Source organism: Shewanella sp. DW31, assembly GCF_015767295.1.
GTDB lineage: Bacteria > Pseudomonadota > Gammaproteobacteria > Enterobacterales > Shewanellaceae > Shewanella > Shewanella oncorhynchi.
Genome location: NZ_JADWMP020000002.1, coordinates 247379 through 265474 on the forward strand (window position 1 = coordinate 247379; position 18096 = coordinate 265474).

General features: G+C 44.8%; 19 protein-coding genes. 3 read left to right on the forward strand and 16 right to left on the reverse strand.

Going from position 1 to position 18096, the window contains the following annotated elements:
* Position 1: 1 nt before the first annotated feature.
* The 3 genes from GWI56_RS03330 to rpoE are packed head-to-tail and all read right to left on the reverse strand — an operon-like array spanning position 2 to position 2193.
* Positions 2-934: a MucB/RseB C-terminal domain-containing protein gene (locus tag GWI56_RS03330; protein WP_028760824.1), complete on the reverse strand. Its 933-nt coding sequence runs from the start codon at positions 932-934 to the stop codon at positions 2-4.
* A 12-nt stretch (positions 935-946) separates the two neighbouring features.
* Positions 947-1573: an RseA family anti-sigma factor gene (locus tag GWI56_RS03335; protein WP_198572135.1), complete on the reverse strand. Its 627-nt coding sequence runs from the start codon at positions 1571-1573 to the stop codon at positions 947-949.
* Positions 1574-1614: 41 nt separating this feature from the next.
* Positions 1615-2193, reverse strand: coding sequence for an RNA polymerase sigma factor RpoE (rpoE, locus tag GWI56_RS03340; protein ID WP_028760826.1), 579 nt, complete (start codon positions 2191-2193; stop codon positions 1615-1617).
* Positions 2194-2383: 190 nt separating this feature from the next.
* Here rpoE and nadB point away from each other — a divergent pair, with 190 nt between their 5' ends.
* Complete coding sequence (gene nadB, locus GWI56_RS03345; RefSeq protein WP_113940667.1) at positions 2384-3997, forward strand: L-aspartate oxidase; 1614 nt, start codon at positions 2384-2386, stop codon at positions 3995-3997.
* Between the two features lie 34 nt (positions 3998-4031).
* Here nadB and GWI56_RS03350 read toward each other — a convergent pair whose 3' ends face one another.
* The 10 genes from GWI56_RS03350 to rppH all read right to left on the reverse strand — a co-directional run bounded on the left by GWI56_RS03350 (position 4032) and on the right by rppH (position 12772).
* Positions 4032-4472, reverse strand: coding sequence for a protein YgfX (locus tag GWI56_RS03350; protein ID WP_198572136.1), 441 nt, complete (start codon positions 4470-4472; stop codon positions 4032-4034).
* Positions 4453-4701 carry a succinate dehydrogenase assembly factor 2 gene (locus GWI56_RS03355; RefSeq protein WP_028760829.1) on the reverse strand — a complete coding sequence of 83 codons (249 nt, stop codon included), beginning with the start codon at positions 4699-4701 and terminating at the stop codon, positions 4453-4455. Before GWI56_RS03355 ends, GWI56_RS03350 begins: the two co-directional genes overlap by 20 nt.
* An 85-nt stretch (positions 4702-4786) precedes the next feature.
* A complete protein-coding gene (gene nhaR / locus GWI56_RS03360; protein ID WP_028760830.1) occupies positions 4787-5695 on the reverse strand; it encodes a transcriptional activator NhaR in 909 nt (302 codons plus the stop codon).
* Positions 5696-5810: 115 nt separating this feature from the next.
* Positions 5811-6197, reverse strand: a complete 387-nt coding sequence (locus GWI56_RS03365) for a hypothetical protein (protein WP_105249860.1) — start codon at positions 6195-6197, stop codon at positions 5811-5813.
* A gap of 2 nt (positions 6198-6199) precedes the next feature.
* Complete coding sequence (gene nhaA / locus GWI56_RS03370; protein WP_198572137.1) at positions 6200-7369, reverse strand: Na+/H+ antiporter NhaA; 1170 nt, start codon at positions 7367-7369, stop codon at positions 6200-6202.
* Positions 7370-7486: 117 nt separating this feature from the next.
* Positions 7487-8281, reverse strand: a complete 795-nt coding sequence (gene thyA / locus GWI56_RS03375) for a thymidylate synthase (RefSeq protein WP_105249861.1) — start codon at positions 8279-8281, stop codon at positions 7487-7489.
* A complete protein-coding gene (gene lgt, locus GWI56_RS03380; RefSeq protein WP_198572138.1) occupies positions 8278-9087 on the reverse strand; it encodes a prolipoprotein diacylglyceryl transferase in 810 nt (269 codons plus the stop codon). Before lgt ends, thyA begins: the two co-directional genes overlap by 4 nt.
* Before the next feature lie 42 nt (positions 9088-9129).
* The gene (locus GWI56_RS03385; protein WP_198572139.1) at positions 9130-9930 is read right to left on the reverse strand and encodes a sulfite exporter TauE/SafE family protein; all 801 of its coding nucleotides are present in this window, start codon (positions 9928-9930) and stop codon (positions 9130-9132) included.
* 59 nt (positions 9931-9989) lie between these two features.
* A complete protein-coding gene (gene ptsP / locus GWI56_RS03390) occupies positions 9990-12224 on the reverse strand; it encodes a phosphoenolpyruvate--protein phosphotransferase (RefSeq protein ID WP_198572140.1) in 2235 nt (744 codons plus the stop codon).
* Positions 12225-12247: 23 nt separating this feature from the next.
* Positions 12248-12772: an RNA pyrophosphohydrolase gene (gene rppH, locus GWI56_RS03395; RefSeq protein ID WP_006080762.1), complete on the reverse strand. Its 525-nt coding sequence runs from the start codon at positions 12770-12772 to the stop codon at positions 12248-12250.
* 680 nt (positions 12773-13452) lie between these two features.
* Here rppH and mutH point away from each other — a divergent pair.
* Together mutH and GWI56_RS03405 are read left to right on the forward strand one after the other, a co-directional pair.
* The gene (gene mutH / locus GWI56_RS03400; RefSeq protein ID WP_131523041.1) at positions 13453-14124 is read left to right on the forward strand and encodes a DNA mismatch repair endonuclease MutH; all 672 of its coding nucleotides are present in this window, start codon (positions 13453-13455) and stop codon (positions 14122-14124) included.
* A 122-nt stretch (positions 14125-14246) separates the two neighbouring features.
* Positions 14247-15314 (forward strand): adenylate/guanylate cyclase domain-containing protein, encoded by a 1068-nt coding sequence (locus GWI56_RS03405; RefSeq protein ID WP_105249866.1) that lies wholly within the window; start codon positions 14247-14249, stop codon positions 15312-15314.
* A 55-nt stretch (positions 15315-15369) separates the two neighbouring features.
* Here the strand turns inward: GWI56_RS03405 and oxyR are convergent, their stop codons facing one another.
* The 3 genes from oxyR to GWI56_RS03420 form a co-directional block, all read right to left on the reverse strand.
* The gene (gene oxyR, locus GWI56_RS03410) at positions 15370-16281 is read right to left on the reverse strand and encodes a hydrogen peroxide-inducible genes transcriptional activator OxyR (RefSeq protein WP_198572141.1); all 912 of its coding nucleotides are present in this window, start codon (positions 16279-16281) and stop codon (positions 15370-15372) included.
* Positions 16282-16563: 282 nt separating this feature from the next.
* Positions 16564-16929, reverse strand: coding sequence for an Hpt domain-containing protein (locus tag GWI56_RS03415; RefSeq protein ID WP_028760840.1), 366 nt, complete (start codon positions 16927-16929; stop codon positions 16564-16566).
* Between the two features lie 204 nt (positions 16930-17133).
* Positions 17134-18063 (reverse strand): TIGR01212 family radical SAM protein, encoded by a 930-nt coding sequence (locus GWI56_RS03420; protein WP_198572142.1) that lies wholly within the window; start codon positions 18061-18063, stop codon positions 17134-17136.
* Between the last annotated feature and the right edge of the window lie 33 nt (positions 18064-18096).

Below are 18096 nucleotides of genomic sequence, written 5' to 3' on the forward strand. Positions count from 1 at the left end.
CCTATTCTAGCGTCAGACTTTTAGCAATGCGCGTTAAGGTTTCTGTCGGCACTTTACCCACAGCAACCACTTCGGCATTACCGACTTTTTCTGAGACTAATGACAAGCCATTACGGGTAATTAATTCTTCAGGCAATGGACTCGTGCCTGCACGCGCCACATAAACAGAAATATTTGCCAGTCCATCGGTCAGTGCTATGTATTCCACCGCTTCGTGACTGCCAATTAATCTATGATGGTCGCGCACTACCACAGTAAAACCTGCGGGTAACCAAGCAAATTGCCAGTTTTGACCGTCTTGGCGCTCGGCTTGATCGATAACTGCCGGCCACTCTTGCTTATAGGCCTCTTGCAAAATGGCTGGCGGCTCGCTGAATTCAATGAGTTCAATCACCATGATCTGCTCAAGTAATTGCTTATCTTGAGTCAGCATGTCGTATCTCAGCGGCAGATAGGTTTCCATATCAAGCCAAATTTGAAAGCCATAACGGAATTCATCATTAGGCAACAGGCGGATCATCTGCCCCGGACGCCCAGCGATACGGGTACGGCCACCGAGTACAAACTGATAACCCACTTCTAAGTCCGCCATATTGGCAGAGAAAGCAGCGGGCCAGACACCTTGAATATGATTAGAAACGATACTATACGCAGGCTCATCGTGCTCAATAAAGGTGACACGATTACCGACACGCACTGCATTTTTGGGTGGACCGTTAAGGTATTCTAGAAAGGCAACTTCTTGATTATTCACCTTACCGTGCAGGTAAACCAAAGGCCGAATATGATCGGCCTGAAGTTGAATAATCGATGCTTTAAACTCTTTCTCTCGTAAAGCCTGACTCATTTTCTCGAGCCAAGCTTTGGCAGGCATGTCCTCCTGCGCGGTTGCAGGAAAGACCAAGGCTAATAAAGCCAACAGGATTAGACGCAAGCTAACTCCTCGTTATTGATTGACCGGAACGGGTATGACCTCGGTATTGTCCTCTACAACCGCACCAGTATTCAATCGTTGTTGCAACATATGATCTTGGATATAAGTATTAATTCGGCGACGTTGCTCATTCACCTGATCATTGGTATAGCCTTGATTCTGTTGTACAGGACCGGTTTGTAGGCTCACAGGTGATGCGCTACCAATAAGCGGCCTTGTAATTAACACGGGCGATGGTGACGCGGCATCATCGGCGGTTTGATTGTAATTCTGCACACCCACAATCGCAAACATAGCAACCGTCGCAGCAATGGCATATTGACCAAATTGCTTAAATAAAGGTATTACGCGGCTTTGCTCCGAATTGGCGACAATTTGTGGAGTTACAGGTGCAGTAACTTTAGACGCATGATGCTTAGGCGCAACTATCGCTGGCTCAAGTTCAATGGCGGCAGCAATGCTAGCAGAGAGATCTAACACAATAGTCTGCGGCAATTCGCCACGCATGGCATCGCCTATCATATGATAGTTATGCCATTTATCATGTGAATGTGTATCAGCAGATAACTCTGCCATGGTCTGCGCATCAGTCTCTCCATCGACTGCGGCAGATACCCATTCTTGACCTAATTTATCCATTTTTCACCTGTCTAAATATAAGGGTTTCTTAAAATAAGAATTTAGGCTTCCAGCAAAGGCTGGAGCTTTTTATCGATTGCTTCTCGTGCTCGGAAGATACGTGATCTTACGGTCCCGACAGGACAATCCATGACTATGGCAATATCTTCGTAACTCATACCATCGAGTTCACGCAATGAGATGGCCATTCGTAATTCTTCAGGCAAGGTCTCTAATGTATCGAAAATCACTTTTTTGATTTCATCCGATAACATTAGCCGTTCTGGGGAGGCAAACTCCTTCAGCGCGTCACTGCCTTCGTAATATTCGGCATCTTCTGCATCAACATCATTCGCAGGCGTTCTACGCCCCTGTGATACGAGATAATTCTTCGCAGTGTTTACTGCGATGCGGTACAACCAAGTATAAAATGCACTTTCACCGCGAAAGTTTGGCAAAGCTCTGTAAGCTTTGATAAACGCTTCCTGTGCGACATCAGCAACGTCCGCTTGGTTCCGTACATAACGGGATATCAAGCTAATGACTTTACTTTGATATTTAAGCACTAACAGGTTAAAAGCGTTTTTATCACCTTGTTGTACGCGCTCAACTAATTGTTGATCACTTAATTGTCCACTCATCCGAGCCGACTTCTCCTAAATCTAAAATGCTGATTTCTCAGTCGCTCGAATCATATTCACTTATGTAGACTCGCGGGCTTTGAAAAAGTTCTAAAAATTATACAAAAAAAGTAAGGTAAAAAGGAAAGTACCCATAATCGGTGAGTTGGTTTACCATAGTTGGCACTCTTCAGTCACATCATGATACCCGATGAAACAAGTAGTTGAACACCAATCTGACATATTAGTCATAGGTAGCGGTGCCGCAGGTCTGACACTAGCTTTGCATCTTGCTGAAAAAGCAAAAGTAATTCTGCTTTCAAAAGGCCCACTCTCGGAAGGGTCGACTTACTACGCCCAAGGCGGTATCGCCTCCGTCTTCGACGAAAGTGACACTATCGAATCCCATGTTGCAGACACCTTAATCGCAGGGGCGGGTTTATGTGACAAAGACGTTGTCACTTTCACGGCTGAAAATGCCAAGAGTGCGATGCAATGGCTTATCGAGTGTGGCGTCGCCTTCGATAAAGAAGAAACCACAGACGGCAACGCAAAAGATGCACCTTACCATTTAACCCGTGAAGGCGGCCATAGCCACAGACGTATTCTGCACGCTGCCGATGCCACAGGCAAAGAAGTGCAAACCACACTGCAAGAACGCGCACTCGCCCACCCCAATATTCACGTTTTAGAACGCTATAACGCCATCGACCTCATCACCACCCGTAAATTAAATCGCCCAGGTAATCGTGTGTTAGGCGCTTATGTGTGGAATCGCAATGAAGAGCACGTCGAAACCGTTAAGGCCAAGTTTGTTGCGTTAGCAACAGGCGGTAGCTCTAAGGTTTATCAATATACCTCAAACCCCGATGTCGCTAGTGGTGATGGTATTGCCATGGCATGGCGTGCAGGTTGCCGCGTGGCGAATATGGAGTTCAACCAATTCCATCCGACGTGTTTGTACCACGCAGATGCGCGCAACTTCTTACTCACCGAAGCCCTGCGTGGTGAAGGGGCTTATCTGCGTCGTCCAGATGGCAGCCGCTTTATGCCGGACTTTGATGAACGCGCTGAGCTCGCTCCCCGTGACATCGTTGCCCGCGCCATCGATTATGAGATGAAACGTCTGGGTGCCGACTGTGTGTATCTGGATATCAGCCATAAAGATGCTGACTTTGTGATGAAGCATTTTCCGACCATCTATAGCCGTTGCTTAGATCTGGGAATTGATATCACTAAGGATGCAATCCCTGTCGTGCCTGCTGCTCACTATACCTGCGGTGGAGTAATGACAGATATGCACGGTCAGACGGATCTCAATGGTCTCTATGCTATTGGTGAAGTCGCCTATACGGGCTTACATGGTGCCAATCGTCTGGCGAGTAACTCGTTACTCGAATGTTTAGTGTTTGCCCGTGCGGCGTCACAGGACATAGAAAGCCAACTGCATAAAATTCAAATCCCGGGACAAATTCCAGCATGGGATGAAAGTAAAGTGTCGAACTCGGATGAGGAAGTGGTCATCGCCCATAACTGGCACGAACTGCGGTTATTCATGTGGGACTACGTTGGAATTGTACGCTCTGATAAACGTCTCGAGCGTGCACTGCGCCGCTGCCTGATGTTACAGCAAGAAATTCAGGAATATTACAGTAACTTCAGGGTTAGCAATAACTTGCTCGAATTACGTAACTTAGTGCAAGTGGCCGAATTAATTATTCGCTGTGCCATGGAGCGTAAAGAAAGCCGTGGGCTGCATTTTAATATCGATCATCCAGAGAAATTAGACGCGCCTCGCCCGACTATTTTACTACCAGAAAAGTAACCGCATACGCATAGATTACTTCATCATAAACAGACTAAATCTCAGAATGAGGTTTAGTCTGTTGCATTTTAGCCCGCAGCAACAGACGACATAAATGTCGATAGTCAGTATCGTCTAACATATCAGCCCAAACCAGCAAGAGCCGCAACTGAGTATCTACTTCGATATAAATCACGCAAACAAAGGGCGTGACCCAAGTGCGTTTTAGTACCTGAAAGTGCTCCCCCGTTGACAAACGTCCCTCGCCTTTATCACTCAGCACAAAATCTAAACGCCAATGCTGCAGTCGCCACAACTGCAACAGCAAGAAAATACTGACAAGTACGATAAACAAATATTTAAGCAGAGATAAGGCGATAATCTCGCTTTGGGGCCAAAGCAGAAATGAGCTAGAACAGACACCAATAAAAACGACCAACGAGAGTCGTTGGTCGAAAGAGGCTTTTACGCTGAAACTATGGTGCCGGTCTTCCACGGACTTTCACTATCATACGAGCCAGTTCAGTATCAGGGCACACTTCATGGCCCATAAACCAAGCAAACAATTCTGGATCTTCACATTCCAACAAACGGATAAACACGGTTTTATCTTCATCGGACATTTCTTGATAGAAATTTTCAACAAAAGGTTGAAGCAAGACGTCTAATTCCAGCATCCCACGGCGACATGCCCAGCGAACCCTTGCGATGTTCATTAATTCCAAGGTATTTCTCCCAACACAGATTTGGCATTAGTCTATCAGTTCACTGACTAAAGTGTCGATTAACCCTTCATATTGACTCACAAAATTAGCATTGTTGTACTTGCGTATCGAGCCCCTCAAAGAGATCGCTAAAATCTGTATCCAATAATCGCTTTACCGCAGGATGTTGGATCATACGTTCGGCAAACATCACATGGTATTCCTCTTTCACATCGGTGGTTTCACCGAGCAAATTCATACCATGGGAAATCACTTCTTGGCGATAAATCGACGGTGTGACAAAAATACCTCGTTTAAGGTAACCAAAGGCTTTCATCATGGCCGCATCATCGAACTCACCTAAGATACTGACTTTAAGGTTTTGCTCGTCAAACCAGCGATATAGCTGTTGTCCAAGTGAAGTTCTACGGCCGGGGATTAATAGCTGGCCTTGTTCTAAACAGGCAGGAAAATCAGCGCTATAAGTCTCAGCGGAGAAAAAACTCACGCCACACTCGCCTAATTTTTTAGATAAAATTTCAGGGTATTTCAGTGACTCACCTGCACAATCCGAAAGGATCATATCCAGTTTATGCTCACGTAAACGCGCCATTAGGCTCTCGTGAGTCGCCTCATAGCAGGCTAAGTGCATAGAATTGTCATTAGGCACTACGGATAATAACACTCGGCTGACTAAAGCTTTAGATAAGGCATCGGCAATACCCACCTCGAATAACATGGCATCCGCTTTTTGATAGTTAAGTAAATCGAGCATTTCATAGCTAAGGCTAAACATCTTATCGGCGTAGCGAAAAACCAATTCACCTAATTCTGTCGCCTCCAATGTCCGCCCGACTCGCTTGAACAGACTGCCGTTTAACCTATCTTCTAAGGCACGAATTTGCCCAGTTATCGTTTGCGGCGTTAAACATAGGGCTTCGGCCGCCTTCGCGACTGAGCCCTTTTTCTTAATCATCCAAAAATAATACAAGTGGTTATAATTCAAGTGCAGCATGCTAACCCGCTGTTAATGCTCCCTCAAACGCCAAGGCGCTGAGGGGGGGACTGTGTTATTTTAAACTCGATAGTTTAAAATCAGATGATTAAAAACCTGATGATTCCCAGTCAAGTTACTTTAAACGCTGGCAGTCGAGTAAGTTAGTAACTATGCCTTGTAACTGCTCCAAATCGGCAGCATTCCCCAGACTTACCGCTTCAGTGACTCCTGAAACTAAAACGTTACGTTCAGGAATACGTTCGGCGCAATAGGTTCGATTCGCTTCTTGGAAACGTTTACCACCGCGATACTTAAGTGCCCTCGATTCATAACCATTAGTTTCTAATCTCGCCCCTAAGGAATCAGATTTAAACATCAAAGCGCCATCCACTATTCCTTCAAGATAGCTTTGGCAAGTCTGCGAGTTTGCATCCTGATTACAGGCCGAAATTTGCGATGCCGTCGCGGTTGTCGATAAACATAAGAGCGTTGCTATTCCCATTAATTTCAACTTTATCATAGTTATACTCCTTTCTTAGGTAACACTTTTGATAACCAGAAATACCCGACTAACGCTGCCATAATCGAACCGATTAAGGTCCCTAGGCGTGCTAAGTCACCGTACATAGGGTCTGCATGTTCAAAGGCCAACGACGCAATAAACATAGACATAGTAAAACCAATACCGCACATGGCCGCGACGGGGGCAATTTGCTTCCAACCTACGCCATCGGGCAATTGAGCTAATTTTAGTTTCACCGCAATAAAGCTAAATAACATTACACCGATTGGCTTACCTAACATCAGGCCCAATGCAATACCAACAGGAACAGGAGAAATTAACGTCTCCAAATTCATATTGCCGACATAAACGCCCGCATTGGCAAAAGCAAACACTGGCAAAATGAGGAAAGTACTCCAAGGATGCAAACTATGCTCTAAGCCTTCTGAGGGTGAACTGCCATCCTTTGCCCGCAATGGAATACAAAAAGCAATGATGACGCCAGCCAGAGTCGCATGCACTCCAGACTTAAGTACGGCAACCCAAAGAATTAACCCTAAGATGCCATAGGGTAAAAGTGAGGTAACCCCTTTGCGGTTTAACCCGACCAAGCCCGCAATCGCTAAACTGGCAATCACTAAACTAATGGTTGATAGGTCAGTACTGTAAAACAGCGCGATAATCACTATGACGCCTAAATCATCGATGATAGCTAAAGCAAGTAAGAAGACTTTCAGTGAAACAGGAACGCGGCTTCCGAGCAGTGCCATAATACCTAAGGCAAAGGCAATATCAGTCGCGGCAGGAATCGCCCAGCCCGCTTGTGTGACAGGATCACCATAGTTAAACAGTAAGTACACACCAGCAGGGACTAACATGCCGCCAATCGCTGCAAAGGTAGGCAGGGAAGCTTGAGCGACACTCGATAAGGCGCCTTCAAGTAACTCACGTTTCACTTCTAAACCAATCAGCAAAAAGAATATGGCCATCAAGCCATCGTTTATCCACAGGATGAGTGGCTTGTGTATATTGAGCTCGCCAATTTTGACTTGAACGTCAGTGCCTAAAAAGCCTTGATAAAGTCCAGATAAGGGGGAATTGGCCATCAGCATGGCTAAGACAACAGCAACCAATAACAGGATACCGCCAGCCGACTCTTGGCTCAGAAAATTTCTAATTGCTTTTTCCATCTTGCACTCCTAAAAATCATAATGAATTGAGTGTAGACGAATTGTAATAACAAATATAATCGTAAGTTTCTCCCTAACACCTCGGTTATCCCGAAGTGTTAGACTAAAAAACATACATCACACAGCAACAGGGGCTTTGATATGAGGGTGTGGAGCGTAGTTTGTTAATTCAAAATCATCGAATTGATAGTCAAAAATCGACTCAGGTCTGCGTACAATAGTCATAGTCGGCAACGGTTTTGGATCACGGCTTAACTGCAGTGCCGTCTGTTCCATATGATTAGAATATAAATGGGTATCGCCACCCGTCCACACAAAATCACCTAAGGCCAAGTCACATTGCTGGGCGACCATCATAGTCAACAAAGCATAACTGGCAATATTAAATGGCAACCCCAGAAACACATCACAACTACGCTGATACAGCTGACAAGATAATTTGCCATCAGCTACATAGAACTGAAAAAACGCATGGCACGGTGCCAAAGCCATTTTATCCAGTTCGCCCACGTTCCACGCAGAAACGATAAGACGGCGAGAATCTGGCTGAGATTTTATCTGGGCGATAACTTGCGAAATCTGATCGATAGCATCACCACTCTGGGTTGGCCAGCTGCGCCACTGGGCACCATAAACTGGGCCCAAATCGCCATTATCATCGGCCCATTCATCCCAAATGCTGACCTTATTTTCGCGTAAATAGGCAACGTTAGTTTCCCCCTTCAGAAACCACAGCAATTCATGGATGATAGAGCGCATATGGCATTTTTTGGTGCTCACCAAAGGAAAACCTTTGCTCAAATCGAAGCGCATTTGATAGCCAAATACCGAGCGAGTCCCAGTACCTGTGCGATCCGATTTATCCACGCCTTCGGCTAATATATGCTTCATTAAGTCTAAATACTGTTTCATTGCTGCTTACCTTGCTTACGAAAAATCAAGTACAAACCGATTAACACCATAGGCACAGAGAGTATCTGCCCCATAGTTATAAATCCCCAGTAGAGTCCCAACTGTGTGTCGGGTTGCCTCACAGTTTCAACCATAATACGGAACATACCGTAACCGACTAAGAACATACCAGAGACGGCACCGACTTTATCGGTACGTTTGCTAAACCAGTAAAGTAATAGGAATAATGCTACGCCTTCAAGGGCGAACTGATACAACTGGGATGGATGGCGTGGGTCAGGCCCACCAGTTGGAAACACCATAGCCCAAGGCACATCAGTGGTTCGTCCCCAAAGCTCGCCGTTAATAAAGTTACCAATACGACCAGCGCCTAAACCAATAGGCACAACAGGTGCCACCATATCGGCGACAGCAAAAAAAGTACGTTTTTGTTTCCACGCGATATAGAGCATCGCCGTAATCACGCCCATCAAACCGCCGTGGAAAGACATGCCACCTTCAGAGATTTTAAATAAATAGAGGGGACTGGCGAGGAAATAATCGAAATGATAAAAAAGCACGTAACCGATACGGCCACCTAAAATCACCCCAAGAAAACCATAAAAGAGTAAATCTGAAACTTGTTCCCGCGTCCATATCCCCTTTGAACGGTCGGCTTGGCGGTTCAACAACCACATGGCCGCAACAAATCCGACTAAATAGGTAAAACCATACCAACGCAGTGCCGGTTCAAAGGTTTGTCCAAAAAGATTAAACGGTCCAAATGAAACGATCACGGGATCGATATTGGGGAAACTCAACGCCATAACACATCCATTAGCAGCCTCAAACTGAGATAAACATAAAAACTAGGTCAGAATTAACTTAAGGCCGACACATAGAAGTAACAATGCAAATATCTTTTTAAGTACCGATGTTGGCCAAGTGCTCGCCGCTTTTACCCCCACAGGCGCCATCAAGACAGAAGTGATCACTAAACCAAACAATGCAGGTAAATAGATATAGCCTAAGGTACCATAGGGCAACTCAGGGGTATTCATTCCTGCAATAATATAGCCGAAACTGCCAGAAAGAGAGATTAAGAAGCCCATCGCCGCAGAAAAGCCCACGGCTTGACGCATCTGTAAACCATAAAAAGTCAAAAATGGCACTATCAGTATACCGCCACCTATCCCGGTCAAACCTGCCAAAACCGCAACAAAAGCCGATACAACAAAAAGCACTACTGAATTAGGTAATTGACGATTTGATTCGGCCTTAACGGGATAAGCCATTTGAATTGTCATTAAAATCACAAAAATGGCAAAACCTTGTTGTAACTTATCAGCGGGAATACGCTCAGCAATAAAACCTGAAGCCAGCGCGCCTATAATCAGGCCCGGTAACATTGATTTGAATAAATTCCAAGGCACATTGCCACGCTTATGATGGGCACGTGCCGACGAAATAGAGGTGAGAATAATGGCTGCTAGCGAAGTGGCAATTGCAATATGGGGGAGCTGAGTAGAGCTAATACCGACCGATGGCAAAATATAAAGCAGTGCAGGCACTACAATCAAGCCGCCACCGATACCTAATAATCCTGCCATAAAGCCGACAAATGCGCCTAAAGCCAAGCAAATAAAGAACACCAACAACAAACTATCCACACGAGTACCTACAGCGTGATAAATTGAGGGCCTTAGCTTAAAGCAAAACACAGCATTAGTTAATTAAGAATTGTTGCGAGACACTGCTGGGTCAAATATTCTTTAACCAGCTCACGCACTTGGAAGCCGTTTGATAGGCTCAGCGCTTTAGCAAGTAATTGATCTAAATCAGCCCGCGCAACACGACGCAATAGATAATTGATCCGCGCTAAACTGCCCTGATTCATACTCAACTGATCGTATCCCATAGCCACCAGCAAAATGGCCCCCATAGGTTCGCCCGCTAACTCTCCACAGATACTAATATCGAGTTTATGGTATCGACAATCTAGGTGCGCCTGATGCAAAGCCCGCAATATTCCAGGATGATAACTGTCAAATAACGAGCTCACCCGCGGGTTATTACGGTCAACAGCCAATAAATATTGGGTTAAATCATTACTACCAACAGAGACAAAATCCACTCGTTTTGCCACATCATCCAACTGATATAACATGGCTGGCACTTCGAGCATAATGCCTATGCGTGGCATCACTATGTCGCTGTTAACATCGTTTTTTAATTCAACATAGGCTTGTTGCAAATATTCTAAGGATTGATCGATTTCATCTAAGTTGCTGACCATAGGCAGCAAAATACTTAACTGTTTACCGTCTCCCCCAGCCTGTAGCATGGCCCGTAACTGCACCAAAAACAGCTCAGGATGATCCAGAGACAAGCGAATACCGCGCCATCCAAGGAAAGGATTGTCTTCTTTAATCGGGAAATACGGTAAAGGTTTATCACCTCCCACATCTAAAGTACGCATCACCACAGGTCGACCGGACGCTGCCGATAAGACCTGTTGATAGACTTTGACTTGCTCAGATTCACTCGGGAAGCGCTGTTGCAACATAAAAGGAATTTCAGTGCGATAAAGCCCAATACCGTCGGCGCCCTCTGCAATTTCAGAGGCCACACCACTGAGTAATCCCGCATTGAGATACAAGCGAATACGTGAACCATCTAAGGTTACAGAAGGCAGCGCTAATTCTTGGGCATACTGGCGTTGCAAGGCTTTTTGTGCCGAAATCAGGCTACGATACTCACCGACAATCGCAGGTGATGGCGACACCAATAACTGACCACGGCTTGCGTTTACGACTAGAAGTTTTTGGTCAATATTGGCAGATAACAGTTGCTCTACACCTGTGATTGCAGGCACACCTAAGGCGCGGGCTAAAATAGCGGCATGGGAGTTTACGCCACCAAGCTCAGTGACAATACCCGCAAGCTTTTGCCTTGGGAACTCAGCCAACATAGTCGCATCGGCTTCACGGGTAATGAGGATTACAGGTTTATCGGGCTCAAGCTCTAGACGTTCTGGCTCAATAAGTTGGCGCAATACTTTTTGACCTAAGTCACGAATATCGCTAGCCCGCTCCTTAAGGTAAGGGTCTTCCATTGCTAAAAACTGTTGAATATAACGTAGAGACACTCGACTCACCGCCGACTCAGCAGCCCAGCCTAATTGCACTTCACGGGTATATTCGCCGCCTAAACTAGCATCATCAAGCAGTAACTGTAATGCATTGAAAATGGAGACAACTTCGTCATCTTGCTCGCGATCAAACCGTTGAGATAAGGCACCTATCGCTTCTTTACAACGCACCATAGCCGTGGTTAAGCGACTCGATTCATAGGCAATATCGTCAGAACGCACCTCAGGCTGTTCAAGGGGGATTTCCCCACCAAGTACGAAGGCATACGCAATGGCGATACCGTTTGATGCTGAAGTACCTTGAAACAGAATTTGTTGATGATGGGAGCTGACTTGTGCTTTTTGTTTTAAGCCACGCACTGCCATCGCTAATTGGGCGGCGAGGGTCATCAGGAAGGCTTCTTCGCCCTCACTGAATTGGCGAGCACTCGCCTGCTGTACCACTATCACCCCAACCACAGCCTTCTGGTAGATAATAGGTACAGCTAAAAAAGCGCGGTATTCTTCTTCGGCGACTTCAGGAAAAAGCTTAAACCTTGGATGAAGCCGAGCATCCGCTAAATTAACGGCCTCTTCTCGCTGGGCAGCAAGTCCAACTAAACCTTCAGTCAGCGGCATACGTACTCGACCAACGGCGCTTTTTTCAAGACCATCGGTTGCAGATAACACGAGTTCTTGCTCTTCTAGGATATAGATGGAGCAACATTGGGTTTCCATCGCCGCTTTAGTCGATGAAACTAAGATTTCTAATGCGGTTTCCAAACTGTGGGCAGATGCCACAGCCTGAGTAATATCCCTAAGCGTATTTAACACTGTTTTCAATCCTCTTTTGAAAATCAGCCCGTTGTTTTTTGTCTTCCCCGTTTCCTAGGTATTTCTAGGGTTTGGAATGACAATGCCGTTACCGCAAACTCTTTCATCACCTTACGATAAACATCACGCTTAAATGACACAACTTGCCGCACAGGATACCAATAACTTACCCAGCGCCAATCGTCAAATTCAGGATGCCCAGAAGAACTCAAATTAATCGCACTATCTTGGCTTTTCAGTTGTAACAGAAACCACTTTTGTTTTTGCCCGATACACACAGGTTTACTGTCTTGCCTCACTAAACGCTTTGGCAAACGATAGCGCAACCAAGAACGGGTCGAGGTTAATATATGCACGTGTTCAGGTCTTAGGCCCACTTCTTCATACAACTCACGGTACATAGCCTCTTCTGCTGTCTCGCCATCATCGACGCCACCTTGAGGAAATTGCCATGAGTGTTGACCGAAACGTCTAGCCCACATGACTTGGCCATATCTGTTACAAATTATAATGCCCACATTTGCGCGAAAGCCGTCGCTATCAATCACATGGACTCCAAATCACATTAAATTTTAATAAACTGATTGTTTCATAAAGCTAGTCTCTCAGCAAACCTCTATTTTATCCTAAGCTTTGGATAACATCTGACTTAAAAGACATTTATCAACAATGCTAGGGGATGGAATCCGGGGATATCCACATTTTCTGTGGATATCTCTGTTTGAAACTCAGGTGAACTTGTTATAACGTTCAAAAAACATCTATTTACCATCGTTTTTAAAATTTAGAGTTAAAACTTAATGATTAATAAATTCATAAGCTTGTACGTTAATCATGATTTGTTTTAGACTAAAAAACCAATAAAGCTCATTATTTGACCAGCAAGAAGTATTTCTATCATTCTCGCGATATTACTCAACTTTATACACAAATAGTGTCCACAAAAGCCAGAATAAATGCACTTTATTCGCATTGACTTAGGGTTTTTATTAGGTTAAGAGGCTCACTTTACTGAGTTATCCATAATATCTGTGGATAAGTATGTGGGGAACGCAAGGGAAAGCAGAGAGTAACTTTGAACACTTTTTTGCAAAACGGGGGTTAACACGGATATAAAATTTAAAATCAGTCACTTAGAATAAAAACATTCGGTACAAGTTAACCCACCCTGTAGAGCTCGTTTTTTAACCGCCATTGCTAAGCGGTTATTTTTAAGTAAAATCCAGCCATGAATCGAATTATCCCCCCCGAAAATCTATCTGAACTACTCGAACGTGCCAACATGATGGCGGGCGTGAGTTTGGCGCAGATAGCCAGCCAAAGAAGCATTCGTGTCCCCAAGGATCTTAAACGCGATAAAGGTTGGGTCGGTCAATTAATCGAAATGGAATTAGGCGCAACGGCGGGTTCTAAACCTGAGCAAGATTTTCTACATTTAGGAGTCGAGCTAAAAACTATCCCCATTGATACACAGGGGCGACCGCTGGAGACCACTTATGTCTGCGTGGCGCCGCTATCGAATATCCAAGGATTAACCTGGCAAAACAGCTTAGTCTGCCATAAGTTACAGCGAGTACTTTGGGTACCCGTTGAAGGAGAGAGGCATATTCCTGTGGGTGAGCGCCGTATAGGTACACCAATATTGTGGGAACCAGATCCGCACGAGTTGCAATTACTGCAACAGGATTGGGAAGAGATCATGGAGCTTATCGCCCTCGGAAAAGTAGAGAGGCTTACAGCGCGCCACGGCGAAGTGCTGCAATTGCGCCCTAAGGCCGCTAATAGTAAGGCGTTAACACAAAGCATTGCCGAAGATGGTAGCCTCAAAATGACCAACCCTAGGGGCTTTTATTTAAAGACCAGTTTCACTGCTATGATACTTAATAAGGTATTTGGTTAATTTTTAGTAACGATATGGACTTGGATTGATCCAGATCACAAATTTCACTGGCACTAAGGTGACTCTTTTCTATAAACTACGGCATCCTGAAATCACAGCCGTATTCGGATACCAATCAAGCAGTGAGAGCACGTAGACAAGCGAAAAAACTCCTTTTTGCGATTTTAGCTTGGGCGATTGCCATGGCTGCATTCGTGTTTTTTCGATATGCCCAATCACCAGAGCTGCCCCAATGGGCGGTAAGTTCGGCTGATCTCGCAACACTTGCTATCTACATGGGGATAATTTTTGGCAGCTTACATTGGATGTCGAACGTCATTGCAGATTTCAGTGCAATCAATCGCCTCCCCTATGTGTTTTCAGTCATCTTTAAGGGCTTGTTTTTATTACTGGGTGCTACGACGTTAGCTTACATGACTCAGTTTTTAAATATGTGGGCCATCGAAAATCATATGTCGACCCTCAGACAAATGCTGACGGCGCACATTCTCTATAGCCCTTCATTCCAAGCATTGATCGTATATTTGGTCGTCGTACGAGTCAGCTTAGCTTTTGTCGAGCAAATGGCATTATTAGTCGGGCCGCGTATTTTACTCAACATAGGCCTTGGTAAATACCACAAGCCAAGATATGAGCAGCGCTTATTCCTCTATTTAGACATGGTCGCCTCAACCACACATGCCGAATCACTTGGCGATTACCGCTTTAGTCGATTGATCCAAGACAGCTTTAGTTTACTTTCAGATACAGTGTCCAATAACGAAGCTGAAATCTACCGCTATATGGGAGATGCAGTGCTGCTTCACTGGCCATTAGAAGAAGGGATAGTTCACGACCGCTGCATGAATATTTATTTTGAATTTAGCCAACAACTGAACTGGCAACGCCGCTACTTTGAAGAGCATTATGGCTTTGTGCCGAAATTTAAAGCGGCGGCTCATTGTGGCCAAGTCGTCGCTGCAGTTGTTGGTGTACAGAAACAAGAAATTAGTTTCTTTAGTGACGTGCTCAATACCTTAGCAAGACTGCAAGATCAATGTAATCCACTAGGACAGCGCATGTTGATTTCGGGCGCACTCGCGGGACGTTTAGATAACCCCAACACTCAGTATCACCTATCAAATCTAGGCCCAGTCAAACTCAAAGGGAAACAACACTCAATTGAAGTGTTTGGCGTTTCCCCGCTCTGATTTGTAATCGACTTTAAGCTTTAGCTTGAATTAATGCTTTGCAGTTACAGTCAGTTTATTCCCCGTCCTTAGTTAATAATTTTTGGATCATTAAACCTAAAGTGCGGAAAGTTAAGATGCGACTGGTGGTTTGACGCCAAACAAGGCCGATATCACGGTAAGGAGCTTCACCCGGTGGCGTCATCACCACTAAATCTGTGTCATTCAAAATACCCGCGTCAATGGCCATTTGCGGAAGAAACGTGGTGCCCAGTTTACTGTTCACCATCTGCACTAAAGTATGCAAACTGGTGGCGGCAAACGGATTGACTTTCGCACTATCACCTAGCTGACATGCAGTAATAGCATGGCCTGTGATGCAATGCTCACTTTGCAGAAGAAAAATGCTCTCGTCCGGCAGAGTTTGATAATCAATAGGTTGATGTATGCCACCCGCTAAATCTTTGTGGGCAACCATTTTGAAAGGATCTATGCCCACTTTCATGCTGTGGTAACCGCTAGTATCAACGGGTAGCGCTAGGATCAATAAGTCCAGCTCTCCTTTACCCAAAGCATCTAGCAAACGCTCAGTGGTATCTTCCTTCAATAATAAACTCATCGCCGGATAAGATTGCTGACACTGGCGGATCACACGGCTCAATAGGAAAGGCGCTATGGTTGGAATACAGCCTAAGCGAATATCCCCCGTCATCGGCTCACCTTGATTTTTCACTAATTCCACCAAATCATCCACATCAGTGAGAATTTTACGGGCGCGCTGCACCACCTCTTCACCAATGGCGGTAAACATAAATGACTTATGGTCTCGCTCAATCAACTGATGCCCTAACTGCTCTTCTAGGTTTTGGATCCCACTTGAAAGTGTTGATTGACTGACAAAACACACCTTAGCGGCGCGGTTAAAATTCTGCTCTTGATGGAGATTCACCAAATAGAATAAGTTTTTTAAGCTAGGTAAACTTTTCATTTTCTCGATTGCCATGAAGGTTATGAATTAAGAAATTAAATCTACTTTAGCATAAGTGATGAGCAATAACGCGGCATAAGATATCAGGATTGTGACCCGAATCGATATTCAATCGGTTCGCCGTAAAACTTAAGTGGGAGTATCAAAATAAGATGGGAAAAGCGCTAACAAGAAAATGTCGAAAACAACAAACTTAATCGTAAAACCAATGCAAGATTCACTCAATTGAGCGCAACAATAGACATTATTGCTGCGCCTTAACGTACCTTAGCAAGTAATATTTTATGCTTTGGCTTGGAGGAATAACTTTAACTGTTGTAAATCTGCACTCGCGTGTTCAACGATGTCAGCAACCCAAGAGCCATGTTCAGCATCCCATCTTGCTTCTTCGCCATGCTGTAATAACTGGGCGATCTGCTGAATACGTTTTAACCCCACAGAACCTGCAGCACCTTTAAATTTATGTGCTTCTGAACATAAGGTATCTTTGTCTGCTGCGTCGTTAGCCTTCACTAGATTTCCAACATATTCAGGCATTAGCTGCTCAAATAACACCACACTCTTGAGTAAGGTACCGGCACCAATGGCGCTGCAGTACTGTTCGAGAGTATTGAGATCTAGGATTGCTTCTAATTCAACTGTGGCCATAAGGCCTCCCTTAAGTGGTTCAATGCTTAAAACGAATTTATCACATGATACCCACTAAAATTGTCAGTGCAACTTATAGCGATATTCATGGTCTAATTCAGATTAAAATTAACAAAAAACAAACTAATAGTCGTAAATAAACGCTTACGAAATAATAGCGACGACATAACATTTAGGGAGTAAATTTATCCCACTAACTTGCCTCTATCGTTGCGCTAATGCGTGCCCTTGTCCACCATAAAGCTGCAAATTATCCACAATCGCTACCAATCCATCCCAACGATAGGCACACCAATCGGGTGCTAATAACATAGGTTTTTTCGCATAAGCGGTGACACGGTGAAAAATAACTTCTAGGGGGGTATGGCGGATAATCTCACCGACACTGTGGGCATAATCCTCAAGACTCAATAAAGGTAAGCGCCCACTTCGCCACGACTTAGCCATAGTGCTACCTTCGACGATATGCAAAGGATGTAGCTTCAAACCGTCAACACCCTGCTGCAATACAGCAGCTAAAGTCGCCATATAATCGCTATGGGTTTCATCGGGTAAGCCAAGAATGAGATGAGTGCACACCTTAAGACCGCGAGCTCTCGCCCTAGACACAGTGTCACTATAACAGGCGAAATCATGGCCACGGTTAATTCTACGCAGTGTTTCATCTTTGGCTGTTTGCAACCCGAGCTCTAACCACACATCGACACCATTTTCCTGATAGCGCGCCAGTAAATCCAGTACATTATTCGGTACACAATCGGGGCGAGTTCCTACACATAAACCGACTATCTCGCCATCTTTAACCGCTTCATCGTACTTAACCATTAACACTTGATATTCATCATAAGTGCTAGTGTAGGCTTGAAAATAAGCAATAAATTTATCGGCTTGTGCCTGAGGCTTCGCCTCACGATAGCGGCTCTTACCCTGTTCGAGTTGCTCAGTAATACTCAATACATCGGCAGTTTGATGGCTAAATGACGCCACATTACAGAAAGTACAACCTCCGCGCCCTAAAGTGCCGTCACGGTTAGGGCAAGTAAACTTGGCATCTATAGTGAGTTTTCGCAGTCGGGTGCCATATCGCGCCTTACAAACGGCACCAAAGGTGTTCACATATGCATCAAGCCCCATCAGAGCACCAACCAAATTTCATATCGCTTCATT